Genomic DNA, 18,758 nt, shown 5'->3' on the forward strand with positions numbered 1-18,758 from the left:
CCACCCTTTCTAATGTTTCACGTGAAACATTATAATTTCAATATATCTAAAATTCTTTGTAAGTCATCTTCTGAATAATATTCTATTTGAATTTTCCCTTTATTATTTGAATTTGTAGTTAAGGAAATCTTAGTATGAAATAAACTCTCTAATTTATATTTTATATCATCATAGTATGGACTATTTTTAGATATTTGTTTATTATTATCTTTACTTTTTTTATTACTATTTTTTATAAATGCTTCAATTTGTCTAACACTTAATTCTTCATCTATTATAGTTTGTGCTAACTTATATTGAATTTCTTTATCTTCAACACCTAATAAAGCTCTTCCATGTCCTTCACTAATAACACCATCTATTAAATAATCCTGAACTCTTTTATCTAAATTTAAAAGTCTCATACAATTAGCTATAGCAGTTCTTGATTTACCAACTCTTTTACTAAGTTCTTGTTGAGTTAATTTAAAATCATCAATTAATTTTCTATATGCTAAAGCTTCTTCTATAGGATTTAAATCTTCTCTTTGTATATTTTCAATTAAAGAGATTTCTAAAACTTCCTTATTCGATAAATTTAGAATAACAGCTGGAACTTCTTTTAATCCTATTCTTTTAGCAGCTCTCCATCTTCTTTCCCCTGCAATTATTGTATAAATTTCATCTTCTTTTTTTAATACCAAAGGTTGAATAATTCCGTGTTGCTTAATAGATTCTGATAATTGCATTATTTTTTCTTCGTCAAAATTTTTTCTGGGCTGCTCCTCATTAGCTTTTATTAAATTTATAGATATTTTTAATATTGATTCATCTTTAGTTGATTCATCAGGTATTAGAGCTCCTAACCCCTTTCCTAATCCAAACTTTTTACTCACTTTTACTCACTCCCCTGTCTTTTCAAAAATTCTTTTGATAAATTTCCATATGCTTCAGCACCTTTACATTTATCATCATAAAGCATTATTGGAAGTCCAAAACTTGGTGCTTCAGCAAGTCTTATATTTCTAGGGATTGTAGTATTATAAACCTTATCTTTAAAATACTTATTTACTTCTGATGCAACTTCATTACATAATTTTGTTCTACTGTCATACATACTCATAACTACGCCTTCAATTTCTAAGTCTTTATTTAAAGACTTTTTTACAAGTTGAATGGTACTTAAAAGCTGACTTACTCCTTCAAGCGCATAGAACTCACATTGTATAGGTATTAAAACAGAATCAGCTGCACTCAAAGCATTTATAGTTAAAAATCCTAAAGAAGGTGGACAATCAATGAAAACATACTCAAAACTGTCGTCCAACTGTTTAATTTTATCTTTAAGTATATTCTCTCTATTTTTCTTATCTATTAATTCTATTTCTGCCCCTACCAGATCCATATTAGATGGTACTATATAAAAATTATTAATAAGTTCACTTTCTATCATTGCTTCTTTTATTGAAATATCAGTAGCTAAAACATCATAAATCGAGTGCTCAATTTTATTTTTATCAATTCCAAGTCCGCTTGTTGTATTACCTTGTGGATCAATATCAATTGCTAAAATTTTATGACCATTCATAGCTAAATTGGCACATAAATTTATATTGGTTGTAGTTTTTCCAACTCCCCCTTTTTGGTTAAAAACACATATAATTTTCATATCTTCACCCTCTTCTTACGTTATTTAAACTTATTTTTTAATAAACCTTATTTATCATATAATTAAAATATGATAATCAATATTAAACCCTATTTTGACATAATTATATTTTCTTCTCCTTAATATACATTATAATATTTAAAGAAAGATTAATAAATATATTTTAATAAAAAGCACGTAAAATTTTCTCGTTTAAAAGAAATTTTACGTGCTTTGTTTCACGTGAAACATTTTATAAATATTACTTTTTAGGTATCGTTATTGTAACTTGAACTTTATCTTCCATTTCTTTAGTTCTATACGTAGCATCTATTCCATACTTATCAAAAACTTGCTTTACAGTATTCATATATACTCTAGGAGCAAATACTCCTTTTATTTTTTTCTTTCCATCCGCAGCTAATTCCTGTCCATTAATTTTTAATAATTCTTTATTTATTAATTCCTCAGTCTTTTTAACATTTAATGATTTCTTAATAACATTTTTCAAAACTTTTTTCTGAAGCTTAACATCTGGTAATTTTAATAGTGCTCTTGCATGTCTTTCTGTAAGTTTATTCTCTAATAATATCGTTCTAATCTCTTTATCTAACTTTAAAAGTCTCATTTTATTAGCAATAGTTGATTGTTTTTTTCCAATAACATTTGCCAATTGTTCTTGAGTATAATTATGCTCTTTTAAAAGATTATGATAAGCTTCTGCTTCTTCTAAATAATTCAAGTTTTCTCTTTGTAAGTTTTCTAGTAAAGCTATTGCAGCTGAATCTCTATCTGTAATTTCTATAACTATAACTGGAACTTGTTTAAGTTCTAATTTTTTTGCAGCTCTTAATCTTCTTTCACCTGCTACAAGTTCATATTTTAATTCTCCAATCTTTCTAACAGAAAGAGGTTGAATTATTCCATATGCTTCTATAGACTGAGCAAGCTCACTAATAGTCTCCTCATTAAAGTATTTTCTAGGTTGATACGCATTAGGAATAATTAAATCAGTAGATATGTACTTAATATCATTTTCCATAGTGATCCCATCCCTCTTTTATATTACTCACTACTAGAATTCTTCATTTGTCCCTTGAATTCATGTAATTTTTCTAATTTACAACAAATTTTTATGCTATAGGTTTCTTAGTAATACTTCCAGCTTTTCTTGGATATTGCTTAGGAGTATTTTTTATTTTTTTTATAACAACTAAATTGTGATTTAGATCACTGTCTTCTATTTCTACTTCTATAACTTCTTCTATTTTTCCACCTAAAGTTGAAATAGCTTTTTTAGCTCCTTTTATTTCCTCTTCAACTGCTGGACCTTTCATAGCAACAAAATACCCACCAACTTTTACATAAGGAATACAAAACTCACTTAAAACAGCTAAATTTGCAACAGCTCTAGAAACAACAGCGTCATACTGCTGTCTATGATTAGAATTTACTCCATATTCCTCTGCTCTACCATGTATAGCAGTTACATCATTTATTTCTATATTGTGTAATATATCTTCTAATACATTTATTCTTTTTCTTAAAGAATCTAGAAGAAACATATCAATCTCAGGTTTTATTATCTTCATTGGGATACCAGGGAACCCACCCCCAGTTCCTATATCAATTACTTTTTTAGCCTTTTTTAATGGTTCAAATTTAAATATCTTCATTGAATCAATAAAATGCTTTTTTATTATTTCTTCATCTTCTTTTATTGCTGTAAGATTTACTTTTTCATTCCACTCTTTTAATAAATCTTTATATTTTATAAATTGTTCGTATTTTTTATCATCAAAACTCAACCCTATATTAGATGCAGCTGTATTTAATATATTATAATATATTTTATCTTGACTCAATAGATTTATCCTCCTTGCTGTTAAGCTTTCTATTATATTGTTCAAGAGCTACTAAAAGTACAGATATATCTGCTGGTGATACTCCTGAAATTCTAGATGCCTGCCCAACATTTACTGGTCTCATTTTATCTAACTTTTGAACAGCTTCCATTCTAAGTCCATTAACTGATTTATAATCAAAATGTTCAGGAATTAATCTATTTTCTATTTTCTTAAATTGAGCAACTTGTTCTAGTTGTTTTTGTATATATCCTTCATATTTTGATACAGTATTAACCTGTTCCTGTACATCAGTTGGTAAATTGGGTCTATTTTTATCTAATTCTGATACATTAAAATAATTTAATTCCGGTCTTTTTATTAGTTCATAAAAATTTATAGGTTTTTTTAATGCAACAGAATCCATTTTTTCTAAAAATTCATTTACTTCTTTTTTATTTGTTATTTTTACATTTTTAATTCTTTCTATTTCATTTTCTATTGCTTCTTTTCTTTTCAAAAATCTATTATATCTTTCCTCAGTAACTAAACCAGCTTTATATCCCATTTCTGTTAATCTTAAGTCTGCATTATCCTGTCTTAATAATAATCTATATTCTGAACGTGAAGTCATCATTCTATACGGTTCATTAGTACCTTTTGTTACTAAATCATCTATTAATACACCTATGTATGCATCTGATCTGTTTAGAATTAATGGTTCTTTATCTTGAATTTTAAGTGCAGCATTTACACCAGCTACTAACCCTTGACAAGCTGCCTCTTCATAACCTGAACTACCATTTGCCTGACCAGCTGAAAATAATCCATCAACGTTTTTAAATTCTAATGAAAGCTTTAATTGAGTAGGATCTATACAATCATATTCAATAGCATATGCCGTTCTCATTACCTCAACATTTTCAAGTCCAGGAACTGTTCTCATCATTTTAATTTGAACATCCTCTGGTAATGAACTTGACATTCCGCCTACATACATTTCTTCAGTATCTTCACCTTCTGGTTCAATAAATATTTGATGTCTTTCCTTATCTGGAAATCTCATAATTTTATCTTCAAAAGAAGGACAATATCTTGGCCCTACACTTTTAATTGAACCATTATATAAAGGAGATCTATGAATATTTTCAAGAACAACCTTTTGTGTTTTTTCACCAGTATACGTTAAATAACATGACATCTGTTCTCTCTCAATGTCTGTACTCATAAAAGAGAAAGGAACTATATTCTCATCTCCCTTTTGCTCTTCCATCTTTGAAAAATCTACAGATCTTCTATTAATTCTAGCTGGAGTTCCTGTTTTAAATCTTTTTAATTTAACCCCATTTTCTATTAAACTCTCTGATAAATAATTTGCTCCTGAAAGTCCACTTGGACCACCTTCGTAATTTATATCTCCTATAATTATTCTAGATTTTAAATAAGTTCCTGTTGCAAGTATAACAGCCTTTGTATTGTAATAAGCTCCATTTCTGGTAACAACGCCCTTAATCTTTCCCTCTTCAATATCTACCTTTATTATTTCCGCCTGTCTCAAGTTTAAATTTTTAGTTGTTTCCAAAATATGTTTCATTCTATCTGAATATCTCTTTTTATCAGCTTGTGCACGTAGTGAGTGTACAGCTGGTCCTTTAGAAGTATTTAACATTCTAGATTGAATATATGAATTATCAATATTTATACCCATTTCTCCACCTAAAGCATCTACTTCTCTAACTAAGTGTCCTTTAGCTGTTCCTCCAATATTAGGATTGCATGGCATCATAGCTACACTAGCTAAATCAGTTGCACACACTAGTGTCTTTACTCCTAATCTGGCACTAGCAAGTGCCGCTTCACAACCTGCATGACCTGCACCAATTACAACAACATCAAACTCTCCTGCAAAATAGCTCATATTTCTCTCTCCTTACTTTCCTAAACAAAATTTGGAAAATATTTTATCTATAATATCTTCTTCTACTGTATCTCCAGTAATTTCGCCCAAATTTTTCCATGCATTTCTAAGGTCAATTGATGCTAAATCAATAGCAAAAGTATTATAAAGTACTTCATTTGCTGCTATCAAACTCTCTTTTGCTCTGATTAAAGCTTCTTTATGTCTTGTATTAGTTACCATAACATCTTTTGATTCAATTTCTCCACTAAAGAATAATTCTTTTACTATATTCTTAAATTCCATTATTCCTTCACCAGTTTTAGCTGAAATTTCTATAATGTACTCAGAATCTAATTCTTTAATATCATTCTTATCTATTTTACCATCTAAATCACTTTTATTTAATAGTACTACATACTTTTTATTTTTAATAAATTCTATTATTTCTTTATCTTCATCACTTAATTCTCTACTTATATCTAGAACTAGAACTACAAGATCCGCATTTTCTATCTTTTCTCTCGATCTTTCTACACCAATTTTTTCAACAATATCTTCTGTTTCTCTAATTCCAGCTGTATCTGTAACTTTTACGGGAATACCATCAATATTCATGTACTCTTCTATAACATCTCTAGTAGTACCAGGAACATCTGTAACTATTGCTCTTGTTTCCATTAGAAGAGCATTTAATAATGATGATTTACCAACATTAGGTTTACCAACAATTACAGTACTCAATCCCTCTCTTAATATCTTTCCTTCATCAGCACTACGTAATAATACTTCAACTTCCTTTAATAATTTCTCTATATCATCTCTTGATTTATCTGCAGTTACCTCTTCTAAATCATCCTCTGGATAATCTACTGTAGCCTCTATATGTGCAATAATTTCTAGTAATTTATTCCTGATTACATTTATTTCCTTGGAAATTTTACCTTCAGATTGCTCTAAAGCTGATCTCATACTTAATTCTGTTTTAGCATTTATTATATCAATAACCGCTTCTGCTTGTGATAAATCAATTCTGCCGTTTAAAAATGCCCTTTTAGTAAATTCTCCAGGATCAGCAAGTCTAGCTCCTGCCTTTACTACCTCTTCAAGTATTCTTCTAGTAACCACAACTCCACCATGACAATTTATCTCCAAAGTATCCTCTGCTGTAAAACTTCTAGGGCCTTTCATGTAACTTACTATTACTTCATCTAATTTTTCTCTAGTATCCTTATCAACAATATGCCCATATCTCATTGTATAAGTTTTTATATCATCTAATTTTCTACCATTTTTACCTTCAAAAATACTACTTACTATTTGTAGAGATTTATCACCAGATATTCTTATTATAGATACTCCACTTTCTCCTAAATTTGTAGCAATAGCTGATATAGTATCAAATTCTTTCATATTTTTCATCCCTTCATACACTATTTAGATATTTTTATATAAAAAGACTCATAAAAAGCAAAAGAAAGCCCCTTAGGCTTTCTTTTTCAAATCAATAACAACTCTTCTATGTGGCTCTTCACCTTCACTATATGTAACTATAGAGGAATCATTTTGAAGGGCCGAATGAATGATCCTTCTTTCATAAGGATTCATTGGTTCTAGTTTCATAGCTTTATTATTTCTTCTTACTTTATAAGCTATCTTCCCCGCAAGCCTTTTTAAGGTTTCTTCTCTTTTAGCCCTATAATTTTCGGTATCTAAAGTAACTTTTTTATATTGGCCTTCATTATTTTTATTTATAGCTAAATTAACTAAATATTGAAGAGAATCTAAGGTTTCTCCTCTATATCCTATTATTAATCCCATATTAGGTCCTATAAGATTAATTTTAAGTACGTTATTTTCTTCTGTTATTTTAATTTCTGCTAAGATTCCCATTGAACTTAATACATTTCTTAAAAAGTCTTTAGCATCATCTTTATAGTCCTTTTTAACAGTAACTTCAACTTTTGATTCTCTTCCTCCAAAAATCTTAAATAAACCTTTGCTGCCTTCATCTATTACTTTTACTTCTACTTTATCTTCAGTTACATTAAGAGCTTTCAAAGCATTTTGAACAGCCTCGTCAACTGTTTTACCTGTCATTTCTATAGATTTCATACGTAAGACACCTGCCTTCCAAAAACTACTATCAATAAGGCAAATACTCTATTCAAATTATCTCTTATTCTAATTCTTCTTTTAATACTTTTTTTGCTTCCATGTTTTTCATTAATAAAGTTTGACCTATTTGGAATAGATTATTTGTTACCCAATATAATACTAATGCTGATGTAAATCTAAAACTCATCCATGTAATAAAAATAGACATTCCTATGTTCATAGTACCCATCTGTTTTGCTTGAGCATTATTTCCTGATTTAGTTCCCATTAAAACTGTTGAAAAATATGTTGTTGCTCCTGATACAACTGGTAAAATCCATGTAGCTGGATCTGACATACTTGCAGATGCTGCTAAATTATTTATCCATAAGAATTTTACTCCATCTATACCTGGTAAATTCATAAACACAGCATATAATGCTATAAGTATCGGCCATTGAAGTAAAATAGGTAAGCATCCTCCAAGTGGACTTACACCATGTTTTTTATAAAGCTTCATCATTTCTTGTTGCTGTCTTTGTGGATCATTTTTATATCTTTCTTGAACTTTTTTCATCTCTGGTTGAATTTCGTTCATTTTTACTGTAGATCTTATCTGTTTATAGTTTAATGGGAATAATAATAATCTAATGATTATAGTCACTATAATTATAGCCAATCCATAAGATAAATTTGGATTTGGTATAATGGAATGTACTAAATTATGTATGTATTCAAAAAATTTAATTAATGCATTATTTAACCAATCAAATTTAAAAATAACTGCCGAATAGTTCATTAAAAAAAACTCCAACTTAAAACCTCCTTAAGGCTATTTAACAGGATCATATCCACCCTTACTAAATGGATTACATCTTAATATCCTTTTTATAGACATAATACCACCTTTCAAAGCCCCATATTTTTCAATGGCTTCTATTGCATACTGAGAACAAGTTGGATAAAACCTACAACATGGTCTTTTTAAAGGTGAAATGTATTTTCTATAAATTTTTATTACATTAACGAATATTTTTTTCATAACTAATTATTTAAACCTGCCCTTTTAAATAGGTTCAGTACTGCATTCTCTATTTCTTTATAATTTCTACCTTTTGAATTATTTCTAGCAATAAAAACTAAATCATATCCTTTTTTCAAATCATCACAATTTAATCGGTATCCTTCACTTATCAATCTCTTAACTCTACTTCTAACTACACTATTTCCTACTTTTTTACTAACAGATATCCCAATTCTATTTATATTTACATTTCTGCTATTCTTATAAACGTACAATACTAGTAAATGATTAGAACATGATTTACCTTTTCTATATACCTTGCGAAACTCTATATTTTTTCTAATTCTTTCTTCCTTATTCATTATAATAGGTACTCCTTTTTTTTCTGCAGTTGCAGAAAAAGGCCACTATAGCGGCCCTTATGCTGTCAATCTCTTTCTTCCTTTTTGTCTTCTTTTTCTAAGAATATTTCTTCCTGATGATGTTCTCATTCTCTTTCTGAATCCATGTTCTTTTTTTCTTTGTCTTTTTTTAGGTTGGAAAGTCATCTTCATGGTTCTACACCCCCTTTATCTGCTATCTCGCTTTATAAGTTAAGCAAATGCATATTATCTAAAAGTAGTTTTACTATTAAATTATATATATACACTGTAGTAATGTCAAGATTATGGTTAGTTGTTGATAATTTTTTATTTTCATTTTCTTTTTTTGTGGATAAATTCTTGAATCCCCTCTATTCTTTTGTTATTATTAATCTTGAACTGTTGACAATTTGTTAAAAATCTTACTTATACACAGGTTGTGGACAAATATGTGTATAACTTGTTCAATTCCTTTTATACTCAGTATTTTACTTTTATATTTTTGACTTGTTTCCTAATTTTATTCATATTTATCAATCGTGTATATATTTTTTTTAGTTGTTGATAACTTATTTTAAATTTTAATTTTCAACATTATTATACACATGTGAATATTTTTTTGTTTATTTGTCAACAAACTATAATGAACTATAATAATTTAGTGTATATATTGTTAGTAAGGTGTTTATTTGTTGTTAATTACCTTAATTTTTGATAAAAAAAAATTTTTTTATTTTTATGTAATATGTAATATGTACGGACTGGAGGCCAAAAGATGAATGCCCAACTAGAACAATTGTGGACAAAAACTTTGAATATAATCAAAGGCGAACTCACAGAAGTAAGTTTTAATACCTGGATTAAGAGCATAGTACCTATATCAATTGAAGATGATTCTATTAAATTACAAGTTCCTAACGATTTTACAAAAGGCATTCTTGAAAGCAGGTATAAAGATTTAATAATTAATGCAATTAAACTTATTACTTCTAAAAAGTATAAAATCGAATTTTTAATATTATCTGAAGAGTTTTCTTCTAACAATGAAAAATTACCTAATATAAAAAAAGATAATATCATTGTTAATGATGAAATGTCTTCTACTTTAAACCCTAAATATACTTTTAACTCATTTGTTATAGGTAATAGTAATAGATTTGCTCATGCTGCATCGCTTGCTGTTGCTGAAGCTCCAGCAAAAGCCTACAATCCATTATTTATTTATGGGGGAGTTGGTCTTGGTAAAACTCACTTAATGCATGCTATAGGTCATTATATATTACAAAATAATCCTAAGGCTAAAGTAGTTTATGTTTCTTCAGAAAAATTTACAAATGAACTTATAAACTCTATAAAAGACGATAAAAATGTCGACTTTAGAAATAAATATAGAAATGTTGACGTTTTATTAATAGATGATATTCAATTTATAGCTGGTAAAGAAAGAACTCAAGAGGAGTTTTTCCATACCTTTAATGCTCTTCATGAAGCTGATAAACAAATAATTCTATCAAGTGATAGACCCCCAAAGGAAATTCCTACATTAGAAGATAGATTACGTTCTAGATTTGAATGGGGATTGATAGCTGATATTCAAGCTCCAGATTTTGAAACTAGAATAGCAATTCTAAAAAAGAAAGCAGATGTTGAAAATTTAAATATACCTAATGAAGTTATGGTATATATAGCAACTAAAATTAAGTCAAATATCAGAGAACTTGAAGGTGCCTTAATTAGAATAGTAGCTTTTTCATCCTTAACTAATAAAGAAATAAGTGTAGAACTTGCTGCTGAAGCTTTAAAAGACATAATATCAACTGAGCAAAATAGGCAAGTAACTATTGAACTTATTCAAGATATTGTAGCAAATTATTTCAATTTAAAAGTAGCTGAACTTAAATCATCTAGGCGTACTAGAAATATAGCTTTTCCAAGACAAATAGCTATGTATTTAAGTAGAAAACTTACTGATATGTCTTTACCCAAAATAGGTGAAGAATTTGGTGGTCGTGATCATACTACAGTTATTCATGCCTACGAAAAAATTTCTACAAATTTAAAAAAAGATGAATCTTTAAAAAATGTTATAAATGATTTAACTAAAAAAATAAATAATAAATAATTAACATTTGTTTATAATATATTTCTAATTATATGTGGATAAAATCAAAACTGATTATTTAATTTAATTATTGTGGATAAAGTCAAAATTTGTTCTTTTACTTATCCACAATAATTTTTGCTCTAAAAATTTAGTGTTTTCTTGGTTTGCTATAGTTATCCACATATTCACACTCCCTACTACTATTACTACTATATTTTTAAATAATATCTTATCTACTTTAGATAAAAAATTATTGTGGATAAAGGAGGTATTTTATTAATGAAATTTACATGTGCTAAAAACAAATTACAAGAAGCTATTTCAATAGCTCAAAAAGCTGTTACAGGTAAATCACCTATGCCGATACTTCAAGGAATACATATCTCTGCTAAAAGTGCTCAATTAACGTTAATAGGCTCTGATATAGATTTAAGTATAGAAACTAAAATTGCTGCAGATATCCAAGAAGAAGGGACTATAGTTGTTGATTCAAAACTTTTTGGTGAAATTATTAGGAAGTTACCTAATAGTTCTGTTCAAATTAGCACTATAGATAATAACTCTATAGAAATAATTTGTGAAAAATCTAAATTTACTTTAATTCATATGGATGCTGATGAATTTCCTAATTTACCAAATATAAATGAAAATATGATTTTTAGCATTCGTCAAAAAGTATTAAAAAATATGATTAAAGGTACTATCTTTGCTATTGCACAGGATGAAACAAGACCTATTCTTACTGGAATTTTATTTGAAGTTAACGATGAAAAACTTAATTTAGTAGCACTAGATGGATATAGATTAGCACTAAGAAGTAATAGTATAGATAATGACAATACTATAAATGCTGTTATTCCAGGAAAAACATTAAGTGAATTGGCTAAAATATTAAGTGAAGATGAGGAAAGTGTAAATATAACTTTTACTCCTAACCATATTTTATTTAATTTAGGTCAGACTAAAATAATATCAAGACTACTAGAAGGAGAATTTATAAGATATAACTCCATAATTCCTGAAGAATATAATTTAAAAGTTACTGCAAAACGAGGAGAACTGTTAAATTGTATTGAAAGAGCCTCTCTTATGGCGAAAGACGGAAATACTAATTTAATAAAATTCGACATAAAAGATGATAATTTAATAATTACATCTAATTCTCAATTGGGAAAGGTAAGAGAAGAATTGAATATAATTTTGCAAGGTGATGAATTGCAAATTGCATTTAATTCAAAATACTTAATTGATGTATTGAAAATTATTGATGAAGAAGAAATTATTTTAGAATTTTCAAGTAGTGTGAGTCCTTGTGTTATAAAAAATATAGATAATACTAAATATACATACCTAGTATTACCTGTAAGATTGTTAAATGCTTAGATAATCTGGAGGAATAAAAAATGGAAGAAATTAAAATTAATACAGATATCATAAAATTAGATGCTTTTCTAAAATGGGCTAGTATTGCTGGAATGGGATCAGAAGCAAAATTTTATATTCAAAACGGTGAAATAAAAGTTAATGGAGAAGTTGAAACAAGACGAGGAAAAAAATTAACAAAAGGTGATATAGTAGAATTTAATGGTGAAACTTACAAAATTGTTTAGAGAAAAAGCATTAGTTAAGTATACTTAATTTGTGCTATAATAAAAAATAGGTGTTTTTTATGCATATTAAAAATTTACAGTTAAAAAGTTTTAGAAATTATGAAACATTGTCTCTAACATTAAATAAAGGAATAAATGTTTTTATTGGAGATAATGCTCAAGGAAAAACTAATATTTTAGAAAGTATATATTACTGCAGTCTTGGTAAATCTCATAGAACAAATAAGGATAAAGAACTAATAAAATGGGATGCCAATGAATCCTATATAAGTGTATATGTTTCTAAAGAAAGATTAGATAAGAAAATCGACATAAAGATTTTTAAAGAAGGAAAAAAAGGAGTAAGAATTAATTCAATAAAGTTAAATACTATATCTGACTTAATAGGTGTATTTAACGTTGTAATTTTTTCTCCAGAAGATTTAAAAATAGTTAAAGAATCACCGTCGCATAGAAGAAAATTTTTAGATATTGAACTTTGCAAACTAAATAAAAAGTATTATTATAGTTTAGTTCAATATAATAAAGTCTTAAATCAAAGAAATGCTGTGCTTAGAAAATGGAATGGTGATACTAGTATAGTAGAAATATACGATAAACAGTTAAGTAGATTTGGAAGTTTCATTGTTAGAGAACGATTAAAATATATAAAAAAACTAAATGAAAAAGGTAATGAACTTCATAGAGATATAACTTCAGATAGTGAAAACATAGAATTTAAATATATTACACCAATAAAAGAATTTGATAATATTGAAAAAGATCTTTTTAATCTTTTATCACAAAACAGACAAAAAGATATGGAAAAGAGAATTACGTCTGTAGGTCCTCATAGAGATGATTTTTTAATAAATATAAACGGGATAGATACAAGAAAATTTGGATCACAGGGACAACAAAGGACATCAGTATTATCAATAAAGTTTGCATCACTAGAAATAATAAAAGAACAAAGTGGAGAATATCCAGTTCTCCTATTGGATGATGTTTTATCTGAATTAGACTTAAAAAGGCAGAGATATATATTAAATTCTATAAAAAGGGTGCAAACTATAATAACTTGTACGGGAATAATTGATATAAAAGATTATTTAGATGATAATGTGAAAATATATGAAGTTAAAGATGGAACAGTTATCTAAAAGTTATTTAAGGAGGATAATGTATGTTTTTGCATTTAGGAGAAAATGTAGTAGTTCCATTAAAAGATATAATAGGGATATTTGATTTTGAAACTACCATGTATAGTACAGATACTATTCAATTTTTAAGAATGGCTGAAGAAGATGGGTTTGTTGAAAGAATCACTAAAGATAATCCAAAATCTTTTGTTGTTGCAGAGGTAGATAAGAAAAGTAAGATATATTTATCACCTATATCTTCTACTACCTTAACTAAAAGAACTGCAAGCACGTTCTATGACTCTCGTGAGTAAGTTAGGAGGATATACATGGAAAATAAACAAGTTTATGATGAATCTCAGATACAAGTACTTGAAGGATTAGAAGCTGTTAGAAAGAGACCGGGAATGTACATTGGTAGTACAGGAATTAGAGGGCTGCATCATTTAGTCTATGAAATAGTAGATAATAGTATTGATGAAGCTTTAGCAGGTTTTTGTAAAAACATACAAGTGTTTATACATGAAGGAAATAGTATTTCAGTCATAGATGATGGTAGGGGGATGCCTGTAGGGATGCATCCAAAGATGAAAAAGCCTACTGTTGAAGTTATTATGACAGTTCTTCATGCTGGTGGTAAATTTGGTGGAGGCGGTTACAAGGTATCTGGTGGTCTTCACGGGGTTGGTGCATCAGTTGTTAATGCCCTTTCTGAATATTGTGAAGTAGAAGTTACAAGAGAAGGACACATATGGAAACAGGAATACGAAAAAGGTAAAGTTGTAAGTGATTTAAAAATAATTGGTGATAGCGATAGTGATGGTCATGGAACAAAGGTTTATTTTGAGCCTGACAAAGAAATATTTGAGGAAATAGATTTTGATTATGACACATTAGCTCAAAGATTAAGAGAATTAGCTTTTTTAAATAAAGGAATTAAAATACTTTTAACAGATGAAAGAGAAGAGCAGGAAAAGACGGATGAATTCCACTACGAAGGTGGTATCAAATCTTTCGTATCTTACTTAAATAGAAATAAGCAAACACTTTATCCAGAACCTATTTATGTTGAAGGAGATAAAGATGATTATTTAGTTGAAGTAGCACTTCAATATAACGATACTTATAGTGAAAATATATTTTCTTTTGCAAACAATATAGATACTATTGAAGGTGGAACGCATTTATCTGGATTTAAATCAGCATTAACTAGAGTTTTAAATGACTATGCTAGAAAATACGGTTATTTAAAAGAAAATGATAAAAACTTATCTGGTGATGATACTAGAGAAGGATTAACAGCAGTAATATCAGTAAAACTTACAGATCCTCAATTTGAAGGTCAAACTAAAACTAAGCTTGGAAATACGGAAGTACGTGGTATTGTTGATGGAATAGTTAACGAGAGTGTACGTACGTTCCTTGAAGAAAATCCAGCTCTAGGTAAAATTGTTATAGAAAAAGCTTTAACAGCAGCAAGAGCTAGAGAAGCTGCTAAAAAAGCAAGAGAGCTTACAAGAAGAAAAACTGCATTAGAAAGCACTTCACTTCCAGGAAAGCTTGCAGATTGTTCTTCAAAGGATCCATCAGAATGTGAAGTTTATTTAGTCGAAGGAGACTCAGCAGGAGGATCTGCTAAACAAGGAAGAGATAGAAGATTTCAGGCTATACTTCCTTTAAGAGGTAAGATAATGAATGTTGAAAAGCAAAGACTAGATAAAATACTTGGATATCAAGAAATAAGAGCAATGATTACAGCGTTTGGTGCTGGTATAGGTAAAGATTTCGATATAGAAAAAATAAGATATAATCGTATTATCATAATGACCGATGCCGATGTAGATGGTGCTCATATAAGGACCCTTTTATTAACTTTCTTCTACAGATACATGAAGGAATTAGTTGAGGAAGGTCATGTATTTATTGCACAACCTCCTTTGTATAAAATACAAAAAGGTAAGACAATAAAATATGCTTATTCAGACAATGAATTACAAAAGTTATTAACTGAATTTGGTGGTAAAGATAAGAACACTAATATTCAAAGATACAAAGGACTTGGGGAAATGGATGCTACTCAGCTTTGGGAAACAACTATGAATCCAGAAGAAAGAACTTTACTTCAAGTTACTGTAGAAGATGCTATGGCTGCTGATGAAATTTTTACAATTCTTATGGGTGATAAAGTTGAACCTCGAAGAGAATTTATACAGGAAAATGCCAAGAATGTTGTTAACTTGGATATATAAGGTTAGTAAAGAGGTGTTGTAGATGAACAACGGAGGTAATGTTTTACCGGTAGATATAAGCAATGAAATGAAAAAAAGCTATATAGATTATGCTATGAGCGTTATTGTTGGGCGTGCGCTTCCAGATGTAAGAGATGGATTAAAGCCCGTACATAGAAGAATTCTTTATTCTATGCATGAACTTGGATTAACTCCAGATAAAGGTTTCAGAAAATGTGCTAGAATTGTCGGTGATGTTTTAGGTAAATATCACCCTCATGGTGATACAGCTGTATATGATGCTTTAGTTAGAATGGCACAAGATTTTTCAATAAGATATACACTTGTAAATGGTCACGGTAACTTTGGATCTGTAGACGGTGATAGTGCGGCTGCAATGAGATATACAGAAGCTAGAATGCAGAAGATAACTTCGGAACTTCTAAGAGATATAAATAAAGATACTGTAGACTTTATACCAAACTTTGATGGAGAGGAACAAGAACCCTCAGTTATTCCTTCTAGATTTCCTAATTTACTTGTAAATGGATCTGCAGGAATAGCAGTTGGTATGGCAACAAATATACCTCCACATAACTTGACTGAAGTTATAAATGGAATAAATATGCTTATAGATAATCCAGATGTTTCAATATTAGAATTAATGAGTGAAATAAAAGGACCAGATTTTCCTACTTACGGAATAATAATGGGGAAATCAGGAATAAGAAAAGCATATGAAACTGGACGTGGAAAAGTAGTAATTAGAGCTAAAGCTGACATTCAAGAAGTTAAAGGAAGACATAGAATAGTAGTTACAGAAATTCCATATCAGGTTAATAAAGCAAAGCTTATTGAAAGTATAGCAGGTTTAGTTAGAGATAAAAAAATAAATGGAATCTCAGACCTTCGAGATGAATCAGACAGAGAAGGTATGAGAATAGTTATAGAGCTAAAAAGAGATGCAAATCCAAATGTTATATTAAATCAATTGTATAAGCATACTAAGATGCAGGATACATTTGGTATTATAATGCTTGCCCTTGTAAATGGAGAACCAAGAGTTCTAAATTTAAAAGAAGTTTTAGTAAACTACGTAGATTTCCAAAAAGAAATTATAAGAAGAAGAACTCAATATGATTTAAATAAAGCTCAAGCAAGAGCACATATTTTAGAAGGATTAAGAATAGCATTAGATCATATAGATGAAGTTATAAGTCTAATAAGAGCTTCTAAGACTACAAATGAAGCTAAAGAAGGGCTTATGAATAAATTTGGACTTTCAGAAAAGCAAGCTACAGCTATTTTAGATATGAAGCTTCAAAGACTTACAGGATTAGAAAGAGAAAAAATCGAAGAAGAGTATCGAAAATTGATGGAGCTCATAAAATCACTTAAAGAAATATTATCTGATGAAGATTTAGTTTTACAGATAATAAAAGATGAACTTAATGAAATCAAAGCTAAATATGGTGATGAAAGAAGATCTGAAATAGTTATGGATGAACAAAATGATATAGATATTGAAGATCTAATCCAAGAGAAAGACGTTGTTATAACTCTTACTCATGCTGGATATATTAAGAGATTACCAATAGACACATACAGTGCTCAAAGACGTGGAGGTAGAGGTATACAGGCTATGTCAACAAAGGAAGATGACTTTGTTGAACATATCTTTACTACTACAACTCATAATAATATTTTATTCTTTACAAATACGGGTAGGGTTTATCAGCTTAAAGCTTATCAAATACCAGAAGCAGGAAGAATAGCTAAAGGAACAAATTTAATTAACTTGATTCCTTTAAATTCAGATGAGAGAATACAAACAGTTTTATATCTTAATGAATTTAAAGAAGATAGTTACTTAATTATGGGAACTAAAAATGGTCTTATTAAGAAAACGTCACTTGATAAATATTCATCTATAAGAAAGAATGGATTAAATGCAATAAACTTGAGAGATAATGATGAACTTATAAGTGTAAGACCTACAGATGGTGATAGCGAGATAATATATGCTACTAAAAATGGTTATGCCATAAGATTTAGTGAAAAAGATGTAAGACCAATGGGAAGAACTGCATCTGGTGTTAAGGCAATTACACTAAGAGGTAGCGATGAAGTTGTAAGTATGGAAGTTGTAAAAGAAAATGAAGAACTTTTAGTTGTAAGTGAAAATGGATTTGGTAAAAGAACGCCTGTAAATGAATACTCACTTCAAAAAAGAGGTGGAAAAGGAGTTATAACTTATAAAATTTCCGAGAAAACAGGAAATGTTATAGGTGCTAGATTAGTTGATGATAATGATCAACTAATGCTTATAAACACGAATGGAATAGCAATAAGAATAAATGTTTCTGATATATCAACTACAAGCAGAAATGCTATGGGAGTTACTTTAATGAAGACAACAGAAGAAGAAAAAGTAGTAACAATGGCAAAAGTGAATATTAGTGATGATGAAAATGATATTGATGATGAAAATGATGATACAGAAGCTAATGTTGCTATTGATGCTAATGTTGTTGAAGAAGAGAATATAGAAGAATAAAACAATGAAAATAGTACAAATAAAAGGGTTATGCATTTAAGCATAACCCTTATTTTCTATAGTTTTATAAAAAATAAAAAAAAATTGAAGAAAAGTGTTGACAAAAATGTTAATTCAGTATAAAATAGTTTTTGTCGTCAGGAAACGACGGCTTGAAACAAGAAAGAAATTGGTCTTTGAAAATTAAACAGAAGTAAGGAAACACAGTCAGTCAATAAATTTGAGTAAAGATTAAACTTTTAAATTGAGAGTTTGATCCTGGCTCAGGACGAACGCTGGCGGCGTGC

At 28.8% G+C, this 18,758-nt stretch carries 18 protein-coding genes; 7 read left to right on the forward strand and 11 right to left on the reverse strand.

Going from position 1 to position 18,758, the window contains the following annotated elements; genetic code table 11:
• Positions 1–29: 29 nt before the first annotated feature.
• The 11 genes from OXH55_RS16710 to rpmH all read right to left on the reverse strand — a co-directional run bounded on the left by OXH55_RS16710 (position 30) and on the right by rpmH (position 9,043).
• Positions 30–875, reverse strand: a complete 846-nt coding sequence (locus OXH55_RS16710; RefSeq protein WP_268051203.1) for a ParB/RepB/Spo0J family partition protein — start codon at positions 873–875, stop codon at positions 30–32.
• Between the two features lie 2 nt (positions 876–877).
• A complete protein-coding gene (locus OXH55_RS16715) occupies positions 878–1,648 on the reverse strand; it encodes a ParA family protein (RefSeq protein ID WP_268051205.1) in 771 nt (256 codons plus the stop codon).
• Between the two features lie 241 nt (positions 1,649–1,889).
• Positions 1,890–2,669 carry a nucleoid occlusion protein gene (noc, locus tag OXH55_RS16720; RefSeq protein WP_268051207.1) on the reverse strand — a complete coding sequence of 260 codons (780 nt, stop codon included), beginning with the start codon at positions 2,667–2,669 and terminating at the stop codon, positions 1,890–1,892.
• 91 nt (positions 2,670–2,760) lie between these two features.
• Positions 2,761–3,492 carry a 16S rRNA (guanine(527)-N(7))-methyltransferase RsmG gene (gene rsmG / locus OXH55_RS16725; RefSeq protein ID WP_268051208.1) on the reverse strand — a complete coding sequence of 244 codons (732 nt, stop codon included), beginning with the start codon at positions 3,490–3,492 and terminating at the stop codon, positions 2,761–2,763.
• The gene (gene mnmG, locus OXH55_RS16730) at positions 3,479–5,389 is read right to left on the reverse strand and encodes a tRNA uridine-5-carboxymethylaminomethyl(34) synthesis enzyme MnmG (protein ID WP_268051209.1); all 1,911 of its coding nucleotides are present in this window, start codon (positions 5,387–5,389) and stop codon (positions 3,479–3,481) included. The genes rsmG and mnmG overlap by 14 nt, the downstream gene beginning before the upstream one ends.
• A 12-nt stretch (positions 5,390–5,401) precedes the next feature.
• Entirely contained in the window at positions 5,402–6,781 is a 1,380-nt protein-coding gene (gene mnmE / locus OXH55_RS16735) for a tRNA uridine-5-carboxymethylaminomethyl(34) synthesis GTPase MnmE (protein ID WP_268051210.1), read from the reverse strand.
• A 72-nt stretch (positions 6,782–6,853) separates the two neighbouring features.
• Positions 6,854–7,483 carry an RNA-binding cell elongation regulator Jag/EloR gene (gene jag, locus OXH55_RS16740; protein ID WP_268051211.1) on the reverse strand — a complete coding sequence of 210 codons (630 nt, stop codon included), beginning with the start codon at positions 7,481–7,483 and terminating at the stop codon, positions 6,854–6,856.
• A 64-nt stretch (positions 7,484–7,547) separates the two neighbouring features.
• Positions 7,548–8,264 (reverse strand): membrane protein insertase YidC, encoded by a 717-nt coding sequence (locus OXH55_RS16745; protein ID WP_268051237.1) that lies wholly within the window; start codon positions 8,262–8,264, stop codon positions 7,548–7,550.
• Positions 8,265–8,297: 33 nt separating this feature from the next.
• Positions 8,298–8,507 carry a membrane protein insertion efficiency factor YidD gene (gene yidD / locus OXH55_RS16750; protein ID WP_268051212.1) on the reverse strand — a complete coding sequence of 70 codons (210 nt, stop codon included), beginning with the start codon at positions 8,505–8,507 and terminating at the stop codon, positions 8,298–8,300.
• Positions 8,508–8,509: 2 nt separating this feature from the next.
• Positions 8,510–8,851 (reverse strand): ribonuclease P protein component, encoded by a 342-nt coding sequence (gene rnpA / locus OXH55_RS16755; RefSeq protein ID WP_268051213.1) that lies wholly within the window; start codon positions 8,849–8,851, stop codon positions 8,510–8,512.
• A 57-nt stretch (positions 8,852–8,908) separates the two neighbouring features.
• On the reverse strand, positions 8,909–9,043 hold the full coding sequence (gene rpmH, locus OXH55_RS16760; protein ID WP_268051215.1) for a 50S ribosomal protein L34: 135 nt from the start codon (positions 9,041–9,043) through the stop codon (positions 8,909–8,911).
• A 583-nt stretch (positions 9,044–9,626) separates the two neighbouring features.
• Here rpmH and dnaA point away from each other — a divergent pair.
• The 7 genes from dnaA (at position 9,627) to gyrA (ending at position 18,471) form a co-directional block, all read left to right on the forward strand.
• The gene (dnaA, locus tag OXH55_RS16765; protein WP_268051217.1) at positions 9,627–10,973 is read left to right on the forward strand and encodes a chromosomal replication initiator protein DnaA; all 1,347 of its coding nucleotides are present in this window, start codon (positions 9,627–9,629) and stop codon (positions 10,971–10,973) included.
• A gap of 261 nt (positions 10,974–11,234) precedes the next feature.
• The gene (gene dnaN / locus OXH55_RS16770; RefSeq protein ID WP_268051218.1) at positions 11,235–12,338 is read left to right on the forward strand and encodes a DNA polymerase III subunit beta; all 1,104 of its coding nucleotides are present in this window, start codon (positions 11,235–11,237) and stop codon (positions 12,336–12,338) included.
• 20 nt (positions 12,339–12,358) lie between these two features.
• Entirely contained in the window at positions 12,359–12,565 is a 207-nt protein-coding gene (yaaA, locus tag OXH55_RS16775) for a S4 domain-containing protein YaaA (RefSeq protein ID WP_268051219.1), read from the forward strand.
• Positions 12,566–12,624: 59 nt separating this feature from the next.
• Positions 12,625–13,707 (forward strand): DNA replication/repair protein RecF, encoded by a 1,083-nt coding sequence (gene recF, locus OXH55_RS16780; RefSeq protein WP_268051220.1) that lies wholly within the window; start codon positions 12,625–12,627, stop codon positions 13,705–13,707.
• A gap of 23 nt (positions 13,708–13,730) precedes the next feature.
• Positions 13,731–14,000, forward strand: coding sequence for an extracellular matrix regulator RemB (gene remB / locus OXH55_RS16785; RefSeq protein WP_268051221.1), 270 nt, complete (start codon positions 13,731–13,733; stop codon positions 13,998–14,000).
• Positions 14,001–14,009: 9 nt separating this feature from the next.
• Positions 14,010–15,935, forward strand: a complete 1,926-nt coding sequence (gene gyrB, locus OXH55_RS16790; protein ID WP_336296792.1) for a DNA topoisomerase (ATP-hydrolyzing) subunit B — start codon at positions 14,010–14,012, stop codon at positions 15,933–15,935.
• Between the two features lie 22 nt (positions 15,936–15,957).
• Positions 15,958–18,471 (forward strand): DNA gyrase subunit A, encoded by a 2,514-nt coding sequence (gyrA, locus tag OXH55_RS16795; RefSeq protein ID WP_268051223.1) that lies wholly within the window; start codon positions 15,958–15,960, stop codon positions 18,469–18,471.
• Positions 18,472–18,758 lie beyond the last annotated feature (287 nt).

The organism is Clostridium ganghwense, assembly GCF_026735165.1.
In the GTDB taxonomy this organism is placed as follows: domain Bacteria; phylum Bacillota; class Clostridia; order Clostridiales; family Clostridiaceae; genus Clostridium_H; species Clostridium_H ganghwense.